Raw genomic sequence first — 17360 nt, forward strand, 5'->3', positions numbered from 1 at the left:
CCTGGGTCGGTCGGAGGCCGGTCGCAGGCCGGTCAGAGGCCGGGCAGCGCCAGCATCTGGTCGAGGGCCACACGGGCGAAGTGCGCGTCGTCGGGATCGACGACGATCTGGTTGACCGTCCGCCCGGCGACGAGCTGCTCCATCGTCCACACGAGGTGCGGCAGGTCGATGCGGTTCATGGTCGAGCAGAAGCAGACCGTCGAGTCCAGGTAGTGCACCGACAGCTCGGGGTGCTGCGCGGCCAGCCGCCGCACGAGGTTGAGCTCGGTGCCGATCGCCCAGCTCGAGCCGGGCTCGGCCGCGTCGAGCGCCTGGATGATGTACTCCGTCGAGCCCACCCTGTCGGCGGCCGTCACGACCTCGTGCTTGCACTCGGGGTGCACCATGACCGTCACGCCCGGCACCGCGGCACGGACGTCGGAGACGTTGCGCTCGGAGAACCGGCCGTGCACCGAGCAGTGCCCACGCCACAGGATCATCCGGGCGTCCCGGAGCTGCTGCTCGGACAGGCCGCCGAGCGGCTTGCGGGGGTCGTAGACGACGCACTCGTCGAGCGGGATGCCGAGCCGCAGCACCGCCGTGTTCCGTCCGAGGTGCTGGTCCGGCAGGAACAGGACCTTCTCGCCCTGCTCGAAGGCCCACCGCAGCGCGACGTCCGCGTTCGACGACGTGCAGACCGTCCCGCCGTGCCGCCCGGTGAACGCCTTGATCGCGGCGCTCGAGTTCATGTAGGTCACCGGGACGGTCCGGTCCGCGATGCCGAGGTCGGCGAGGGTGTCCCACGCGTCCTCGACCTGGTGGATCGCCGCCATGTCCGCCATCGAGCAGCCGGCCGCGAGGTCCGGCAGGACGACGCGCTGCGCGTCCGACGTCAGGATGTCGGCGGACTCCGCCATGAAGTGGACGCCGCAGAAGATGACGAACTCGGCGTCGGGACGTGCCGCCGCCTCGCGCGCGAGCTTGAACGAGTCGCCCGTGACGTCCGCGAAGCGGATCACCTCGTCGCGCTGGTAGTGGTGGCCGAGGACGAACGCCCGGTCGCCGAGAGCGTCGCGCGCCGCGCGGGCCCGCTCCACGAGGTCGGGGTCGCTCGCAGCGGGCAGCGCGCCCGCGCACTCGACGCCGCGCTCGGAGGCGAGGTCGCGGCCCTGACCCAGCAGGAGGAGGGGGGAGGCGGCCGGCTCGACGAACGTGTCCAGGAGTGAGCTCACCGCTGGATCATCGCACGACGGGCGTACGCTGGGCAGGGACGTCCGGACGTCGTCGGGCCGCGTGAGGACCTGGTGGGAACACCACGGTGCCGTTCCACGTTGGAACCGGTGGCCGCCACGGGCGGTCCGTCTGACGTGCACGACGAGCAACGGGGCGCGAGCCCACCCGAGCAGCGGGAGCCAACACATGAGCGAGACCACCGAGGTCGCCACCCACGGCGTCAACCTGACCGACTTCGCCGCGGACAAGGTCCGCAGCCTCCTCGAGCAGGAGGGCCGTGACGACCTGCGCCTCCGGGTCGCCGTGCAGCCCGGCGGCTGCTCGGGCCTGATCTACCAGCTGTACTTCGACGAGCGCGTGCTCGACGGCGACGCGCTGCGCGACTACGACGGCGTCGAGGTCGTCGTGGACAAGATGAGCGTCCCCTACCTCGACGGCGCGACGATCGACTTCGCCGACACGATCGAGAAGCAGGGCTTCACGATCGACAACCCGAACGCGGGCAGCGCCTGCGCGTGCGGCGGCTCCTTCAGCTGAGCCTGCTCGCAGCACACCCGCCGGCGCACGACCGCCGGCACGCGACGCCGCGGACGAGCGGAACGTCAGGGTCCTACCCGGACCGTGACGCGCCACTCGTCCGCGGCGTCGTCGTCCCCGGTCCGAGCGTCGACGTCGACGAGCCGGTGGCCGCGCATCCGGGCCCACGCGGGGACGTCGAGGGCGGCCGCGGGGTCGGTCGACCACACCTGGAGCAGGGTCCCGGGCGCGGCGTCGCGCGCGGCTGCGGCCAGCCGGACGACCGGCAGCGGGCAGCGCAGCCCGCGGGCGTCCACCACGGCGGGCGCCTCGTCCGCGCTCACAGGCCGTCCGCCCCGAGCGTGCTGCGCACGCGCGCGACCGCACCGGGGAGCACCGCCAGGAACCGGTCGACGTCGTCGCGGTCGACCTCCCGGCCGAGCACGACCCGCACGTTCCCGTGCGTGAGCACACCCATCGCCGCGAGCACGTGCGACGGCTCGAGCGCCCCGGACGTGCACGCCGACCCCGACCCGACCGCGAACCCCGCCCGGTCGAGCTCGGTGAGGAGAGCCTCCCCGTCGACGTAGAGGCACGAGAACGTCAGGACGTGGGGGAGCCGGTCGTCCGGGTCGCCGACCACCTCGACGTCCGGGACCCGGGCGACGACCTCGCGCCGCAGGTGCTCGACGAGCTCGCGGCGCCTCGCGTCCTGCGCCGCGCGGTCCGCCTCGACGGCCTGGAGCGACGCCGCGGCGGCGAACGCCGCGGGCACCGGCACCCCGCCCGGGAACCAGCCGTCCTCGTCCTCGGGCCACGTCGGGCGCCAGCGCACGCCGCGGCGGACGACGAGCACCCCGGCGCCCGGCAGGCCGCCCCAGTCCGCGGGGTCGAGGGCGAGGACGTCCCAGGCGTCCCCGAGCGGGACGTGTCCGGCGGACGCGCCGGCGTCGACGAGCAGGGGCACGCCGACGGCGCGCGCGGCCGCGTGGACCTCGTCGACCGGCTGCAACGTGCCGACCTCGCCGTTGGCGTGCTGGAGGGCGGCCAGCGCGACGCCGTCCGTCCGGACGAGCGCGGCGAACCGTGCCGGGTCGGTCGCACCGGTGGTTCCGACGGGCGCGAGCACACGCTCGAGGCCGACGTGGTCGACCGCGTGCAGCACGGCGGCGCGCTCGACCGGGGCCAGGACGACGCGCGTCCCGACGCGCCGGCGCCCGGCGGCCACGGCGGCGACGGCCGCGTGCAGGGCCGCGGTGTGCGAGGGCGCGAGGTGCACCTCCTCGGTGCGGGCGCCGACGACCTCGGCCACCGCGGCGCGCGACGCGTCGAGCATCGCGCGCGCGCGCCGACCCTCGGCGCCGAGGCGTCGGGGGTCGGCCCAGCCGTCGGCGAGGGCCTGCGCGGACGCCTGCAGGGCGACGGGATGGGGTCGCGCGCTACCACCGGCGTCGAGCCAGGTCCGGGGCGTGGTGTCGGTCACACCGTCACCCTAGACGGGGCTCGCCCGTCGCCTCTCGCGCGTGGAGGAAGGGTATCGATCTGACAGATTTCACGACGTCGACAGCAAGAACGCCAAGACGGGCGGTTTCCCCGGGATCGTCCGACGTGCGAGGGCGATTTGCCCTCCTGTGCCCGCGGGCGCCGCGCGCTCGCACACCCGTTCGCGCGCTAGGCTGCGTGTGTCGAGAACGAAGGTCCTGCGGAGGAACGGTGAGCGACACCGGACCGGCCGCTGACGTGACGTGAAAGGCCCCCCTTGCACTCGCACACCCCCCGCCGCCGCACGCGGCAGCTGCTCACCGTGACGGCCCTCGCCGGCGCGGTGCTCCTGCTGACGTCCGGCTGCTCGAGCGACACCGTCAAACGAGGCTTCCTGCCCGGGTACGACGACGGCGGTCCCGTGACGAACCAGACCGACCGCATCACGCACCTGTGGAACGGTTCCTGGATCGCTGCGCTGGCCGTCGGCATCGTGACCTGGGGCCTGATGCTCTGGTGCATCGCGGCCTACCGCAAGCGCAAGGGCGACGAGGCCCTGCCTGTGCAGGTCCGGTACCACATGCCTCTCGAGATCATGTACACGGTCGTCCCGATCGTCATGGTGCTCGTCCTGTTCTTCTTCACGGACCGCGACGTCACCAAGATCCAGGACACCTCCGCGCCCGCCGACGTGAACATCTCCGTCGTCGCGAAGCAGTGGAGCTGGGACTTCAACTACCCGGACGCGAACGTCTACGAGGCGGGCGTGCACGCGCAGGACGTCGGTGGCATCACCAAGGACGACCTGGTCGACGGCGCACCCGGCACCGACAAGGCGTTCCCGACCCTGTGGCTCCCGGCAGGCGAGAACGTGAAGTTCACGCTGACGTCGCGCGACGTCGCCCACTCCTTCTGGGTCCCGGCGTTCCTCTACAAGGAGGACGCGATCCCGGGTCACCCGAACACCTTCGAGTTCAAGCCGCTGCGCGAGGGCACGTACGCCGGCAAGTGCGCCGAGCTCTGCGGCGAGTGGCACTCGAGCATGCTCTTCAACGTGAAGGTCGTGTCGCCGGACGAGTTCGACAAGCACATGGCCGACCTCAAGGCCCAGGGCAACGAGGGTCAGCTGTCCGACGAGTACAACCGCGACGAGAACGCGGCCGAGTCGGCGCCGACGGAAAGCGAGACGCACTGATGGCCGCCCAAGCCGAGACGATCCCCGGGCTGGCGACGAACCGTCAGAGCCTCGGGCGCACCGTCATCAAGTGGATCACCTCGACCGACCACAAGACGATCGGGTACCTGTACCTCATCTCGTCGTTCGTGTTCTTCCTCATCGGTGGCGTGCTGGCGCTGCTGATCCGCGCCGAGCTCTTCGAGCCCGGGCTGCAGGTCGTGCAGAGCCGTGAGCAGTACAACCAGCTCTTCACGATGCACGGCACGATCATGCTGCTCATGTTCGCGACCCCGCTGTTCGCGGGCTTCACGAACGTGATCATGCCGCTGCAGATCGGCGCCCCCGACGTCGCGTTCCCGCGTCTGAACATGGTGGCGTACTGGTTCTACCTGTTCGGCTCCACGATCGCGGTCGCCGGCTTCCTCACCCCGCAGGGTGCGGCGTCGTTCGGGTGGACGGCGTACGCGCCGCTGTCGGACACGACGTTCTCGCCCGGCATGGGTGGCGACATGTGGGTCTTCGGGCTCGCGCTCTCCGGCTTCGGCACGATCCTCGGTGGCGTCAACTTCATCACCACGATCCTGACCATGCGCGCCCCCGGCATGACGATGTTCCGCATGCCGATCTTCACGTGGAACGCGCTCGTGACGAGCATCCTCGTGCTGATGGCCTTCCCGCCCCTCGCTGCCGCGCTCTTCGCGCTCGGTGCGGACCGACGGCTCGGCGCGCAGGTGTTCAACCCCGAGAACGGGGGAGCGGTGCTCTGGCAGCACCTCTTCTGGTTCTTCGGGCACCCCGAGGTCTACATCATCGCGCTGCCGTTCTTCGGCATCATCACCGAGATCCTGCCGGTGTTCAGCCGCAAGCCGGTGTTCGGCTACAAGGGCCTCGTGTACGCGACGATCGCCATCGCGGCGCTGTCCGTGACGGTGTGGGCGCACCACATGTACGTGACCGGCGCGGTCCTGCTGCCGTTCTTCTCGCTCATGACGATGTTCATCGCCGTCCCGACGGGCGTGAAGTTCTTCAACTGGATCGGCACGATGTGGCGAGGAAAGCTGACGTTCGACACGCCCATGCTGTGGGCGATCGGGTTCCTCGTGACCTTCCTCTTCGGTGGTCTGACCGGCATCATCCTGTCGAGCCCGGCGCTGGACTTCCACCTTTCCGACTCGTACTTCGTGGTGGCGCACTTCCACTACGTGGTGTTCGGGACCGTGGTCTTCGCGATGTTCGCGGGCTTCTACTTCTGGTGGCCCAAGATGACGGGTCGCATGCTCAACGAGCGGCTCGGTAAGTGGCACTTCTGGCTGCTGTTCATCGGGTTCCACACGACGTTCCTCGTGCAGCACTGGCTCGGCGTCATCGGCATGCCGCGCCGGTACGCGGACTACTCGCCGCAGGACGGGTTCACCTGGATGAACCAGCTCTCGACGATCGGGTCGTTCGTCCTCGCCGCGTCGATGCTGCCCTTCATGTGGAACGTCTACACGACGTGGCGCAACGCGCCCCGGGTGACCGTGGACGACCCGTGGGGCTACGGCATGTCGCTCGAGTGGGCGACGTCCTGCCCGCCTCCGCGCCACAACTTCACCTCGCTGCCGCGCATCCGCTCGGAGCGCCCCGCCTTCGACCTGCACCACCCCGAGGTCGCGGCGATGGACCACCCTGACGTCCACCCGAGCCCCGTGGCCCAGGTGTACGGCGAGGCGGACCGTCGCGGTCACGCGCAGGCTACGGCCGAGCGTGTGGCCGGGACGCAGCCCGAGAACGACCGTCGTGCGGCCGAGGGTGGCTCCGCCAACCTCACCGAGGAGGACAAGAAGTGAAGCTCGAGTCGAAGATCTTCCTGCTCGGCACCCCGTTCTTCATCCTCGCCGGTGTGGTCTACACCGTGTGGAGCGGTGGCGAGCCGGTCGGCACCGTCGGGATCTTCCTGGTCGCCGCGCTCGTCGCGATGATCGGCGGCTACCTCGCCCTCACGGCGCGTCGCATCGACCCGCGCCCGGAGGACAACCCGTTCGCCGAGATCGACGAGGGTGCGGGCGACCAGGGCGTGTACGCCCCCTGGAGCTGGTGGCCGCTCGCGATCAGCGTCTCCGCGGCGCTGACCTTCCTCGGCCTCGCGGTCGGCTGGTGGCTCGTCGGGATCGGTGTGACGCTCGGCATCATCTCGCTCATCGGGTGGGTCTTCGAGTACTCGCGCGGTCAGCACGCGCACTGACTTCTCCGTGCGCTGACGCTCAGCAGACGTCGTCCTCGCACACCGTCCCGGAACGGCCGGTCCACCTCGGTGGGCCGGCCGTTCTGTCGTTCCCGGCCGTCCCACGGACGGCCGGCCGTGCCCCGGGGCAACCCGCCATCGTCGTGGACCACCGCAGCGCGGAGAGGTTGGAGCCTGCAAGCCCTGCGTGCCCTGAGCCGTGTCGACAGGCTCCAAGGACGTGCCGCGCGCGCCACGCCGTGCCGTCCCTGGGCAGCTGGAGGCGCGTGGCGTCCGCGTGCGCCGACCGGAATGGCGAAGAGGGCCCCGCCCGGCGGAATGCCGGACGAGGCCCTCTTCGTTGGTGCGTGCGCGCCCCTCAGCGGTACTCACCCGCTGTGGCCGGCCGACGTCACGGGACGATGAGCCCCGCGGTCTGGGTGCGTGCGCGGTCGAAGCGTGCGCCCGCGTCGGCCCAGTTGACGATGTTCCACCAGGCGGTGACGTAGTCCGCGCGCACGTTCTGGTAGTCGAGGTAGTACGCGTGCTCCCAGACGTCGAGCACGACGATCGGGACGAGACCGAGAGCGATGTTGCCCTGCTGGTCGTAGAGCTGCACGATGATGAGCTTCTGGCCGATCGAGTCCCAGGCGAGGATGGACCAGCCCGAGCCCTGCACGCCCGCAGCCGTGGCCGCGAAGTGCTTCTTGAACGCCTCGAAGGAGCCGAAGTCCTCGTCGATCGCCGCGGCGAGGTCACCCGCCGGCTCGCCGCCCTCGGGGGAGAGGTTCTGCCAGAACACCGAGTGGTTGACGTGGCCACCCAGGTTGAACGCCAGGTTCTTCTCGTGCAGGTTGACGGCCGCCAGGTCGCCGGCCTCGCGCGCCTCGGCGAGCTTCTCGAGGGCGGTGTTGGCCCCCGTGACGTACGCCTGGTGGTGCTTGTCGTGGTGGAGCTCCATGATCCGACCCGACACGTGCGGCTCGAGCGCCGCGTAGTCGTAGGGGAGCTCGGGCAGGGTGTAGACAGCCATGCTTTCCTTACCTCCTATGTGGTGAGGCCCGCCCGCACGACCGTCCGACGCGAGGTCGGGCGGAGGTGGGGGCGGGCCATGTACCTACTCTGCGGGGAAGTCAGTGCGCTCGCTCGCCGGCGTCCGTCGAGTGGACGGACGTCACGGCAGCGTGCTCCTCGCCCCCGGGCAGGGCGTCGTGCTCGCCGTGCGAGTGCGCGGCGGAGAGCTCGGCCGGGGTGACCGGCTCGACGCGGTCCTCGTAGAAGAACCGCGAGAGGCGGGCCCAGCGCTTCGCGCTCTTGTACTTGCGGTCCTTGGTGCCCTTCGGGCCCGTCGGGGCAGGAAGCTCGAGGGGCTTGTTCGCCGTGTAGCTGACGCGCACCCACCGCTCCTGCTCGTCGAGCGGCCGGTGCACCTCGATGTACTCGCCGGACGCGAACCGGACGATGCGACCCGTCTCGTGGCCGTGGAGGACCAGCTCGCGGTCCTTGCGCTGCAGTCCGAGGCAGATGCGCCGGGTGACCCAGAACGCGAACCACGGACCCACGAAGATCAGCACGCGGAAGATCCAGGTGATCTCGTTGATCGACAGCCGGAAGTGCGTGGCGATGAGGTCGTTCGACCCGGCGAACGCCAGGACGACGAACGCGGTGAGGAACGCGACCCCGAGTCCCGTGCGGGTGGGGACGTTGCGCGGACGGTCGAGCAGGTGGTGCTCCTCCGTGTCGCCCTTCACCTTGGCCTCGATGAACGGGTACAGGGCGAGGAACGTGAAGAGGATGCCCGGCACGACGACCGCGGGGACCAGGACGTTGAGCGACCACGTGTAGTCGCCCCACGACACGAACTCCGCCTGCCCCGGCATGAGTCGCAGCGAACCCTCGAGGAACAGCATGTACCAGTCCGGCTGGGCACCGGCGGACACGGGGGAGGGGTCGAACGGACCGTAGTTCCAGATGGCGTTGATCGTCATCGTCGCGCCCATGAGCGTGAGGACGGCGAACACCACGAAGAAGAAGCCACCGGCCTTGGCGGCGTACACCGGGAACACCGGGTAGCCGACGACGTTCATCTCCTTGCGGCCACCACCCGGGTACTGGGTGTGCTTGTGCACCACGACGAACATCAGGTGCAGCCCGATGAGGGCCAGGATGATCGCCGGGATCAGCAGGATGTGCAGCGTGAACAGGCGCGGGATGATCTGGTCGCCCGGGAACTCGCCACCGAAGATGAAGTAGCTCATGTACGAGCCGATGATCGGGATCGACTTCACGACGCCGTTGGCGATCGCGATGCCGTTGCCCGACAGGACGTCGTCCGGGAGCGAGTAGCCCGTGAAGCCGGCGAGCAGGCTCAGGACCATGAGCGAGAAGCCCACGAGCCAGTTGAGCTCGCGAGGCTTGCGGAACGCACCCGTGAAGAACACGCGCATCATGTGCGTCACGAGGGACGCCACGAAGACGAGGGCCGCCCAGTGGTGGATCTGCCGCATGAGCAGGCCGCCGCGGACGTCGAACGAGATGTGCAGCGTCGACTTGAACGCGTCCGACATCAGGAGACCGTTCATGGTCTCCGGGTGACCGTCGTACACCGACAGGCTCATGCTGGGGACGAAGAACATCGTCAGGAACGTGCCGGTGATGAGCAGGACGACGAACGAGTAGAGCGCGACCTCGCCCAGCAGGAACGACCAGTGGTCGGGGAAGATCTTGCGGGCGAACTCCTTGACGGCGTGCCCGACGCCCGTGCGCTGGTCGAGGTAGTCGGCCGACTTGCCGACCAGGGTCGTCGGCTCCGGGTTCAGCGTGGTGGTCACTTGAGGCGCTCCCAGTAGCTCGGGCCGACGGGCTCGTCGAAGCCGTCGCGCGCGACGAGATAGCCGTCGGCGTCGACAGTGATCGGCAGCTGCGGCAGCGGTCGCTTGGCAGGACCGAAGACGACCTTGGCGCCGTGCGCGACGTCGAAGGTCGACTGGTGGCAGGGGCACAGCAGGTGGTGCGTCTGCTGCTCGTAGAGGGCCACGGGGCAGCCCACGTGCGTGCAGATCTTCGAGAACGCGACGATGCCGTCGTAGTCCCAGCCGGCCTGCTTGGCCGGCGGGTTGAGGTCACGCGGGTCGAGGCGGACCATCAGCACGACGGCCTTGGCCTTCTCGGTGATCCACTCGTCGGTGGTGCGGTACTCCTCGGTGACCTCCGGGATGACGTGCACAGCAGACCCGAGGGTGACGTCGGACGCCTTGATCGGACGGCCCGTGGGGTCGTACGTCAGGCGGGTGCCCTTCTTCCAGAGCGTGTCGCGGAACTTGCTGACGTCCCAGTCGCCACCGACCGAGCTGATGAGCGGCACGGCGATGGTCAGCGGGAACAGCGCGAGCGCCGAGACGACGACACCCTTGAGCACGCCGCGTCGGCCGATGCCCGAGTCCTTGATGCCGTCCTGGAGCTTCTTGACGGCGATCTCGCGCGTCTCACCCGTCGTGCGGGCCTGGTGACGCTCCTCCACCATCTCGTGGTCGTTCATGAGCGTCTTGGCCCAGTGGATGGCGCCGATGCCGATGCCGGCGAGCGCGAAGAAGATCGCGATGCCGAGCGTCAGGGTCGAGGTGCGGACGCCGCCGGTGGTGCCGTCGGGACGGACCGCGAAGTACGCCCAGAGGGCGACGATCGTGCCGATGACCGACAGCAGGAAGAGGACGACGACCTGGCGCTCGGCGCGCTTGTCCGCCTTCGGGTCGATGTCCGCCTGGCGCGGACGGTGCGACGGCAGGCCCGGGTCGGAGAACTTCTCCGGGTGCTCCGCGTCGGGGTGGACGGTGACGTCCGTCTTGCTCTCGCTCACGAGGACTTCGCTCCGATCCACACCGCGGCGCCCACGAGGAGGCCGATTCCGACGATCCAGGCCCAGATGCCCTCCGAGACGGCGCCGAGCGACCCGAGGGTCGCGCCGCCGGGCGAGCCGTCACGCTGGGCGACGAGGTACGCGATGACGTCGCGCTTCTCGTCGGGGGTGATGTTGGCGTCGTTGAACACCGGCATGGACTGCGGGCCGGTGAGCATCGCCTGGTAGATGTTGCGCGGCGACGTCTTGAACAGGGACGGCGCGTACTTGCCCTCGGAGAGGGCGCCGCCGGCGCCGACCGCGTTGTGGCACATGGCGCAGTTGGTGCGGAAGATGTCCGCCCCGGTCGCCGGGTTGCCCTTCGCGGGGTCGACCTGCTCGTCGGTCGGGATGGCCGGCCCGGCACCCAGCGAGGCGACGTACGCGGCCAGCGCCGCGGTCTCGTCGTCGTCGAACTGGCGGGGCTTGACCTGGGCCTGCGGTCCGTTGATCTCGGCGGGCATGCGGCCCGTCGACACCTGGAAGTCCACGGACGCGGCACCGACGCCGATGAGCGACGGCGCGGTCTCGGTGCCCTGGGCGTCGAGCCCGTGACAGGTGGCGCAGTTGGCCTGGAACAGCTTCTTGCCGGTCTCGATGTCCTGCGTGCTGGCGGTGTCCGCTCGCGCCTGGCTCGGCGCGAGGACGGCATAGACGCCGCCAGTGACCAGCAGCGCCAGCAGCAGCAGCACGACCGGTGCGGACCGGTGGTGCCTGCGGGCGGCGAGTGCCTTCACGGGTGATCCTCGTCTCGCGGTGGGGGGATGTTCGGGTTGTCGTGCGGCGCCATTGCCGCGAGGGGTGCGCTGGGAGCGCGTCGCGTCAACGCAGCAGGTAGATGATGCTGAACAGCGCCACCCACACCACGTCGACGAAGTGCCAGTAGTACGAGATGACGATGGCCGACGTCGCCTCGTGATGGCCGAACCGCTTCGCGGAGAACGTGCGGCCCAGCAGGAACAGGAAGGCGAAGAGTCCGCCGAGGACGTGGAGGCCGTGGAAGCCGGTCGCCAGGTAGAACACCGAGCCGTAGGCGCTCGAGTGGATCGACAGACCCTGCTCGACGAGGTCGGCGTACTCGGTGACCTGCCCGGCGATGAAGAGGCCACCCATGATGTAGGTGACGGTCATCCACTCGACCATGCCCCAGCGCTTGACGTTCCACAGCGAGCCGGTGCGGCGGGCGCGGAAGTGCTCGGCGGCGTGGGTACCGGCCTGGCAGGTGAAGGACGAGAGCACGAGGATCGTCGTGTTCACGGCGGAGAAGGGCACGTTGAGCTTGTCCGACTGTGCGGCCCACTCGCTCGCCGGCATCACCGACTTGACGGTGAAGTACATGGCGAAGAGGCCGGCGAAGAACATGAGCTCGCTCGCGAGCCAGACGATCGTCCCCACCTGGACAGGGTTGGGACGGTTCACGCTGACGTGAGGGCGGGGGGCAGCCGTTGCGGTCGACACGCGAACATTATTGCCGACCGAGGGCGGGTCGTGGTCACTGAGCGGGCCTTCCCGGCCTGTCGAATGTCACACTTCCTTCATATTCTGCGACTCCTTCGTGCATCTTCTGACGGAACTCGCGAAGGTGTCACCAAACGAGGACGTTCTCGACCGCCCGGCCGCGGCCCCGTGTCCGTATCGCGAGCGAGTGCCGCCGCCGCGGGACGGCCCTGCCATGATGGGGCGGTCTGCGGCGAAGCCGTCGCCGCGCCCGTCGCGAGGAGTCGGTGTGAGCGTGCCGCCCGTCCCCCCTGTCCCCGGCCGCCCCCAGGCGGCCCCGGCGATCGCGGACCCCACCTGGCCCGATCTCCTCACCGCTCTCGTCGCGCGCCAGGACCTGACCACCGCCCAGACCGCGTGGGTCATGGAACAGGTCATGACCGGGACCGTCTCGCCCGTCCGCCTCGCGAGCTTCCTCGTCGCCCTGCGCGCCAAGGGCGAGACGGTCGACGAGCTGGCCGGCCTGGCGGACACGATGCTCGCGCACGCGCACCGGTTCTCGGTCGCGGGCCCGTCCGTCGACATCGTCGGGACCGGGGGCGACCGCGCCCACACCGTCAACATCTCGACCATGGCTGCCGTCGTGCTGGCGGGCGCCGGCGTGCGGGTCGTCAAGCATGGCAACCGTGCCGCCTCGTCGTCGTCGGGATCGGCCGACGTGCTGGAAGCCCTCGGCATCCGGCTCGACCAGCCGGCCGAGCGCGTCGCGGAGCTCGCCGACGAGGTCGGGATCACCTTCTGCTTCGCGCAGGTCTTCCACCCGGGCTTCCGGCACTCCGCCGTCGCGCGCTCCGAGCTGGCGATCGCGACCGCGTTCAACTTCCTCGGACCGCTGACGAACCCGGCCCAGCCGCGCGCCACCGCCATCGGCGTCGCCGACGCCCGGATGGCCGGGCTGATGGCGGGCGTGCTCGCGGGCCGCGGCACGTCCGCCCTGCTGTTCCGCGGCGAGGACGGGCTCGACGAGCTCGCCGCGACGGCACCCTCGCGCATCTGGGAGGTGCGCGACGGCGTCGTCACGGAGTCCGTGCTGGACGCCGTCGCCGACCTGGGTCTGCCCCGGGTCACGGTCGAGGACCTGCGCGGCGCCGACGCCGCCTACAACGCCGGCGTGGCGCGCGACGTCCTGGCCGGCGCGGTCGGTCCCGTGCGCGAGACCGTCCTGCTCAACGCCGCCGCCGCGCTCGTCGCCGACGGCACCCGGCCGGGCACCGCGGAGGGCTCGCTCGCCGAGCGTCTCACCGCGGGCATCGAGATCGCCGTGCACAGCGTCGACTCGGGCGCGGCCACCGCGGCGCTCGGGCGGTGGGTCGCGGCGTCGCAGCGCTGAGCCGCGCCCGGTCGCACCGGGTCGGGTCGGGCTGAGTCGGGCCGGGTCAGTCCTCGAGCCCGATCGCGAACGCCTGGTCGAGCTGCGCGGGCGAGTAGGCCCGGAACGCGAGCAGCGTCTCGGTGCGCACCACGCCGCGCACCTTCGAGATGCCGTCGGCGATGACGTCCGCGAACCGGTCGTGGTCGGTGACCCGGACGATCGCGACGAGGTCGGCCCGACCGGTCACGGAGTAGACCTCGCTCACGCCGGCGAGCCCGGCGAGCGTCGCCGCCACCTCCGGGATCACGTCGGGGGCGGTGTCGATGAGCACGATCGCGGTCAGCATGGTGCGGTCTCCGAGGTCTGGGACGGTTCGTTCCGGTCGGCCCGATCGTAGGCCGCGACGCGGACGGCTGCGCGAGCGAGGTGCCGGTCGGGCGAGCCGGCGCCGACCGGGCACGACAGCGGGTCGGTCACCTCGACGAGCCGCACGTCGGCCTGGTCCAGCCACGCCAGCACGATCTCGGCCTCGTGCGGGTGGCACGCGGGCGCCGGAGCGTGCGGCGCGTCGACGTGCTCGGCGACGGCCACGAGCGTGCGGACCGCGCGCACGGGATCCTCGCCCGGACGCGTGGTGCACGTGGCCGCGAGCCGCGCGTGCCGGACGACGACGAGCTCCCACCCGCCCGGGACCGGCCGGGCGGCGACGAGCTCGCGACAGCGGGCGAGCGCGCCGACCCGGACCGTGCGGTGCGCCCCCGCGAGGAACGCCTCGAGCCGCGCGGCGACGTCCTGCGCCTGCTCGTAGCGCTCGTCCGCGGACAGCACGGCGAGGCGCTCAGACAGCGCGTCGACCACGGGGGAGGGGTCGACCACGAGGGCGTCGCGCACCCGGCCGACGACGGCGTCGTACTCCGCGCGCACCGCGGAGCCGGTGTCCACGCACGGCCCGGCGCAGCGGCCGAGGTCGAGCAGCACGCACGACGACGCTCCCGGGCCGGCCGTGGCGGGCAGGCGGCGCGCGCACTGCCGCAGCGGGAGGGCCTCGTGGACGGCGTCGACGGCGGCGAGCGCCTGCGAGCGCGAGGCGAACGGCCCGACGTGCGCCTCGGTGCGGCCGTCGCTCTCGGGGCGGACCTCGCGCACGACCGACAGGCGGGGGAACGGCTCGCTGGTGAGCCGGACCCAGGTCATCCGCTCGGGGTGGCGCGAGCGCCGGTTGTACCGCGGCTCGTGCTGGGCGATGAGCCGCAGCTCGCGGACCTGCGCCTCGAGGGTGGTGCCGCACGGCACGACGGACACGGACGACGCGATGCGGACCATCTCGGTGATGCGCCGCCGCTTCTCGGCCGCGGTGAAGTACTGCCGGACTCGCTTGCGGACGTTCGTGGACGTGCCGACGTACAGCACCTCGCCGTCCGGAGCGTGGAACAGGTAGACGCCGGGCCCCTCGGGCAGCCCGTCGGCGAGGTGCCGCTTGCGCCGGACCTCGACGGGCACGGGGTCGGTGGCGTTCGCGAGGTCCTCGAGATGGGTGACACCGAAGGCGGCGTGCCGCTCGAGCAGCGCGTGCAGCACGTCGACGGTGGCGCGGGCGTCGGCCAGCGCCCGGTGCTCGGGCGTCACGGTGGCCCGGAAGAGGGCGGCGAGCGTCGACAGCTTGTGGTTGGGCGCCTCCTCGCGCGTCACCACGCGGCGCGCCAGCGGCACCGTGTCGACCACCTGGAAACCCGGCCACGCGTACCCGTGCGCTCGAGCGGCGGCCTTGAGGAACCCGACGTCGAACGGGGCGTTGTGCGCCACGAGGACGCTGCCGCGCGCGAACTCCAGGAACGCCGGCAGGACGGCCTCGATCCGCGGAGCGCCCTGCACCATCGCCGTCGTGATCCCCGTGAGCCGGGCGATGAACGCCGGCACGGGCCGCCCGGGGTCGACCAGGGTCTGGAACTCGCCGAGGATCTCCCCGCCGCGGACCTTGACAGCGCCGATCTCGGTGATGCCGCTGTCGCCGACCGCCGCTCCCGTGGTCTCCAGGTCCACGACGACGAACGTCACGTCGGCCAGCGGGGTGCCGAGGTCGTCGAGGGTGGGCTGGTAGCTCGTCGGGACCATCGGCATGACGGGCACGCTAGGCGGCGCCACCCACACGGCTCCCGCGCGCGGCCGCGTCGGCGGCCGGGTCAGAGGCCGTGCTGCGACGCGTCGCCGTAGAGCGCGTCCACCTCGGCCGCGAAGTCGCGCAGCACGAGCGCACGCTTCACCTTGAGCGACGGGGTGAGGTACTCGTTCTCGATCGTGAAGTCGGTCGTCAGCACGCGGGTCTTGCGGATCGACTCGGCGCGTGAGACCGCCTCGTTCGCCCGGTCGACGGCCGCCTGGAGCGACGCGAGGACCGCGGGGTCGGTCGCGGCCTGCTCGACGGTCAGCCCGGGGCGGCCGTGCGCGGCGCACCACGCGGGCAGGGACTCGGGGTCGAGCGTGATGAGTGCGCCGACGAACGGTCGGCCGTCGCCGACCACCACGCACTGGCTCACGAGCGCGTGCGCTCGCACCCGGTCCTCGAGGACGGCCGGGGCGACGTTCTTGCCGCCCGCGGTCACGATGATCTCCTTCTTGCGGCCCGTGATGCGGAGGAGGCCGTCCGCGTCGAGCGAGCCCAGGTCGCCGGTGCGGAACCAGCCGTCGTCGAACGCCTCGGCGGTGGCCTGCGGGTTCTGGTGGTACCCGCTGAACACGCCCACGCCCCGGACGAGGATCTCCCCGTCGTCGTCGACGCGCACCGCCGTGCCCGGCAGGGGCGGTCCCACCGTGCCGACGACCACGTGGTCGGGCACGTTGACAGACAGCGGCGCGGTGGTCTCGGTGAGGCCGTACCCCTCCAGGACGGTCACGCCGACGCTGCGGTAGAAGTGGCTGAGCCGCTCGCCGAGCGGCGCGCCGCCCGAGATCGCCCACCGGTTCTGCCCGCCGAGCACGGCACGCAGCCGGCCGAGCACCAGCCGGTCGGCGACGCCGTGTCGCGCCTTCAGCACGACGCCGGGGCCACCCGGCGTGTCGAGCGCGCGCGACCACGCGATCCCGGTTGCGACGGCCCAGTGGAAGACGCGGCGCTTGGCGCGCCCGCCGAGGGCCGCTGTCTGCTCCGCGGAGTTGTAGACCTTCTCGAACACGCGCGGCACGGCGAGCAGGAACGTCGGACGGAACGTGCCGAGGTCCTCGACGAGCGTGCCGGCACCCGGGGCGTGGCCCAGCACGGCGCCCGCGGGGAGCACCACGACGGCGATGAACCGGGCGAACACGTGCGCCATGGGCATGAAGAGCAGGGTGCGCGAGCCCGGGCCGAGGACCTCGTGCATGCGTGCCGCCGCGTTGAGGCACAGCTCGACGAAGTTGCCGTGGGTGAGCTCGGCGCCCTTGGGGCGCCCGGTCGTGCCCGACGTGTAGATCACCGTGGCGAGCGTCGACGTGCGCGCGAGGGCCGACCGTCCCGGGATCTCGTCGCCCGGGACGTCGGTGCCGTCGGCGACGAGCTGGTCGAGCGCGCCGTCGGCGAGCACGAGGACGTCGTCGAGCGCGGGCGCGTCGAAGCGGGCCGCGTCGGCGGTCGCGGCCATGGCGGCGTCCTCGACGACCAGGAGCCGGACGCCGGCGTCCGAGAGGATCCAGGCGACCTGCTCCGCGCTCGACGTCTCGTAGAGCGGGACGGGGACGAGCGCGGCGGCCCAGCAAGCCCAGTCGAGGATCGACCACTCGAGGGACGTGTGCGCCATGACGCCCACCCGGTCGCCGGGGGCGAGGCCGCGCGCGACCAGGCCCTTCGCGACGGCGTCCGCCCGCTCCTTGACCTGGCGTGCGCTCAGGGCCTGCCACGTGCCGTCGGGGAGCTTCTGCTCGAACAGCGGACCGTCGGGGTCACGCTCCGCACGGTCGGCGAGGAACCGGTTAAGGTTCATCGACGGGTCGACGTCGACCAGCGGTCGTGTCTCGGACTCCTGCACGGGCACTCCATCGTCGAGAGCAAGCGGGGCGCGCGGAAGTCTACCGACGCACGGCGCGTCGGCCACGA

16 protein-coding genes are annotated in these 17360 nt (G+C 71.3%); 5 read left to right on the forward strand and 11 right to left on the reverse strand.

Annotated features, from left to right (window positions below):
• Positions 1 to 32: 32 nt before the first annotated feature.
• Positions 33 to 1211 (reverse strand): quinolinate synthase NadA, encoded by a 1179-nt coding sequence (nadA, locus tag CLV34_RS10160; RefSeq protein WP_100350162.1) that lies wholly within the window; start codon positions 1209 to 1211, stop codon positions 33 to 35.
• 187 nt (positions 1212 to 1398) lie between these two features.
• On the opposite strand from nadA, the gene erpA reads away from it, so the two are divergent.
• Positions 1399 to 1749 (forward strand): iron-sulfur cluster insertion protein ErpA, encoded by a 351-nt coding sequence (gene erpA, locus CLV34_RS10165; RefSeq protein ID WP_100350163.1) that lies wholly within the window; start codon positions 1399 to 1401, stop codon positions 1747 to 1749.
• Between the two features lie 65 nt (positions 1750 to 1814).
• On the opposite strand, the gene CLV34_RS10170 is transcribed toward erpA, so the two are convergent.
• Positions 1815 to 2072: a sulfurtransferase TusA family protein gene (locus CLV34_RS10170; protein ID WP_100350164.1), complete on the reverse strand. Its 258-nt coding sequence runs from the start codon at positions 2070 to 2072 to the stop codon at positions 1815 to 1817.
• The gene (locus CLV34_RS10175) at positions 2069 to 3211 is read right to left on the reverse strand and encodes a cysteine desulfurase family protein (protein ID WP_100350165.1); all 1143 of its coding nucleotides are present in this window, start codon (positions 3209 to 3211) and stop codon (positions 2069 to 2071) included. Before CLV34_RS10175 ends, CLV34_RS10170 begins: the two co-directional genes overlap by 4 nt.
• Positions 3212 to 3487: 276 nt before the next feature.
• On the opposite strand from CLV34_RS10175, the gene ctaC reads away from it, so the two are divergent.
• Genes ctaC through CLV34_RS10190 form a run of 3 tightly spaced genes read left to right on the forward strand, consistent with a single transcriptional unit; the run spans position 3488 to position 6611 of the window.
• On the forward strand, positions 3488 to 4405 hold the full coding sequence (gene ctaC / locus CLV34_RS10180; RefSeq protein ID WP_170044647.1) for an aa3-type cytochrome oxidase subunit II: 918 nt from the start codon (positions 3488 to 3490) through the stop codon (positions 4403 to 4405).
• Positions 4405 to 6216, forward strand: a complete 1812-nt coding sequence (gene ctaD, locus CLV34_RS10185) for an aa3-type cytochrome oxidase subunit I (protein ID WP_100350166.1) — start codon at positions 4405 to 4407, stop codon at positions 6214 to 6216. The genes ctaC and ctaD overlap by 1 nt, the downstream gene beginning before the upstream one ends.
• Entirely contained in the window at positions 6213 to 6611 is a 399-nt protein-coding gene (locus tag CLV34_RS10190; RefSeq protein WP_100350167.1) for a cytochrome c oxidase subunit 4, read from the forward strand. Before ctaD ends, CLV34_RS10190 begins: the two co-directional genes overlap by 4 nt.
• Positions 6612 to 7002: 391 nt before the next feature.
• Here CLV34_RS10190 and CLV34_RS10195 read toward each other — a convergent pair whose 3' ends face one another.
• From CLV34_RS10195 to ctaE, 5 genes are all read right to left on the reverse strand, one after another.
• The gene (locus CLV34_RS10195) at positions 7003 to 7623 is read right to left on the reverse strand and encodes a superoxide dismutase (RefSeq protein ID WP_100350168.1); all 621 of its coding nucleotides are present in this window, start codon (positions 7621 to 7623) and stop codon (positions 7003 to 7005) included.
• 100 nt (positions 7624 to 7723) lie between these two features.
• On the reverse strand, positions 7724 to 9421 hold the full coding sequence (gene qcrB, locus CLV34_RS10200; protein ID WP_100350169.1) for a cytochrome bc1 complex cytochrome b subunit: 1698 nt from the start codon (positions 9419 to 9421) through the stop codon (positions 7724 to 7726).
• On the reverse strand, positions 9418 to 10446 hold the full coding sequence (qcrA, locus tag CLV34_RS10205) for a cytochrome bc1 complex Rieske iron-sulfur subunit (RefSeq protein ID WP_100350170.1): 1029 nt from the start codon (positions 10444 to 10446) through the stop codon (positions 9418 to 9420). Before qcrA ends, qcrB begins: the two co-directional genes overlap by 4 nt.
• Positions 10443 to 11222, reverse strand: a complete 780-nt coding sequence (qcrC, locus tag CLV34_RS10210) for a cytochrome bc1 complex diheme cytochrome c subunit (protein WP_100350171.1) — start codon at positions 11220 to 11222, stop codon at positions 10443 to 10445. The genes qcrA and qcrC overlap by 4 nt, the downstream gene beginning before the upstream one ends.
• A gap of 85 nt (positions 11223 to 11307) precedes the next feature.
• Positions 11308 to 11943, reverse strand: coding sequence for an aa3-type cytochrome oxidase subunit III (ctaE, locus tag CLV34_RS10215; RefSeq protein ID WP_100350172.1), 636 nt, complete (start codon positions 11941 to 11943; stop codon positions 11308 to 11310).
• A 274-nt stretch (positions 11944 to 12217) separates the two neighbouring features.
• Here ctaE and trpD point away from each other — a divergent pair, with 274 nt between their 5' ends.
• A complete protein-coding gene (gene trpD, locus CLV34_RS10220; protein WP_245859177.1) occupies positions 12218 to 13312 on the forward strand; it encodes an anthranilate phosphoribosyltransferase in 1095 nt (364 codons plus the stop codon).
• Positions 13313 to 13358: 46 nt separating this feature from the next.
• Here the strand turns inward: trpD and CLV34_RS10225 are convergent, their stop codons facing one another.
• The 3 genes from CLV34_RS10225 to CLV34_RS10235 all read right to left on the reverse strand — a co-directional run bounded on the left by CLV34_RS10225 (position 13359) and on the right by CLV34_RS10235 (position 17292).
• Positions 13359 to 13640, reverse strand: coding sequence for an Lrp/AsnC family transcriptional regulator (locus tag CLV34_RS10225; protein ID WP_100350173.1), 282 nt, complete (start codon positions 13638 to 13640; stop codon positions 13359 to 13361).
• On the reverse strand, positions 13634 to 15412 hold the full coding sequence (locus CLV34_RS10230; protein WP_100350300.1) for a DEDD exonuclease domain-containing protein: 1779 nt from the start codon (positions 15410 to 15412) through the stop codon (positions 13634 to 13636). The genes CLV34_RS10225 and CLV34_RS10230 overlap by 7 nt, the downstream gene beginning before the upstream one ends.
• A 62-nt stretch (positions 15413 to 15474) precedes the next feature.
• Positions 15475 to 17292: an AMP-dependent synthetase/ligase gene (locus tag CLV34_RS10235; protein WP_425436225.1), complete on the reverse strand. Its 1818-nt coding sequence runs from the start codon at positions 17290 to 17292 to the stop codon at positions 15475 to 15477.
• Positions 17293 to 17360 lie beyond the last annotated feature (68 nt).

This window comes from Luteimicrobium subarcticum, from assembly GCF_002798015.1.
Classification (GTDB): domain Bacteria; phylum Actinomycetota; class Actinomycetes; order Actinomycetales; family Cellulomonadaceae; genus Luteimicrobium; species Luteimicrobium subarcticum.

Excerpts from the sequence above, each read along its gene's own strand:
- erpA (WP_100350163.1), top strand. The coding sequence starts at position 1,399 with ATGAGCGAGACCACCGAGGTCGCCACCCACGGCGTCAACCTGACCGAC.
- ctaD (WP_100350166.1), top strand. The coding sequence starts at position 4,405 with ATGGCCGCCCAAGCCGAGACGATCCCCGGGCTGGCGACGAACCGTCAG.
- CLV34_RS10195 (WP_100350168.1), bottom strand. The coding sequence starts at position 7,623 with ATGGCTGTCTACACCCTGCCCGAGCTCCCCTACGACTACGCGGCGCTC.
- CLV34_RS10225 (WP_100350173.1), bottom strand. The coding sequence starts at position 13,640 with ATGCTGACCGCGATCGTGCTCATCGACACCGCCCCCGACGTGATCCCG.
- CLV34_RS10230 (WP_100350300.1), bottom strand. The coding sequence starts at position 15,412 with ATGCCGATGGTCCCGACGAGCTACCAGCCCACCCTCGACGACCTCGGC.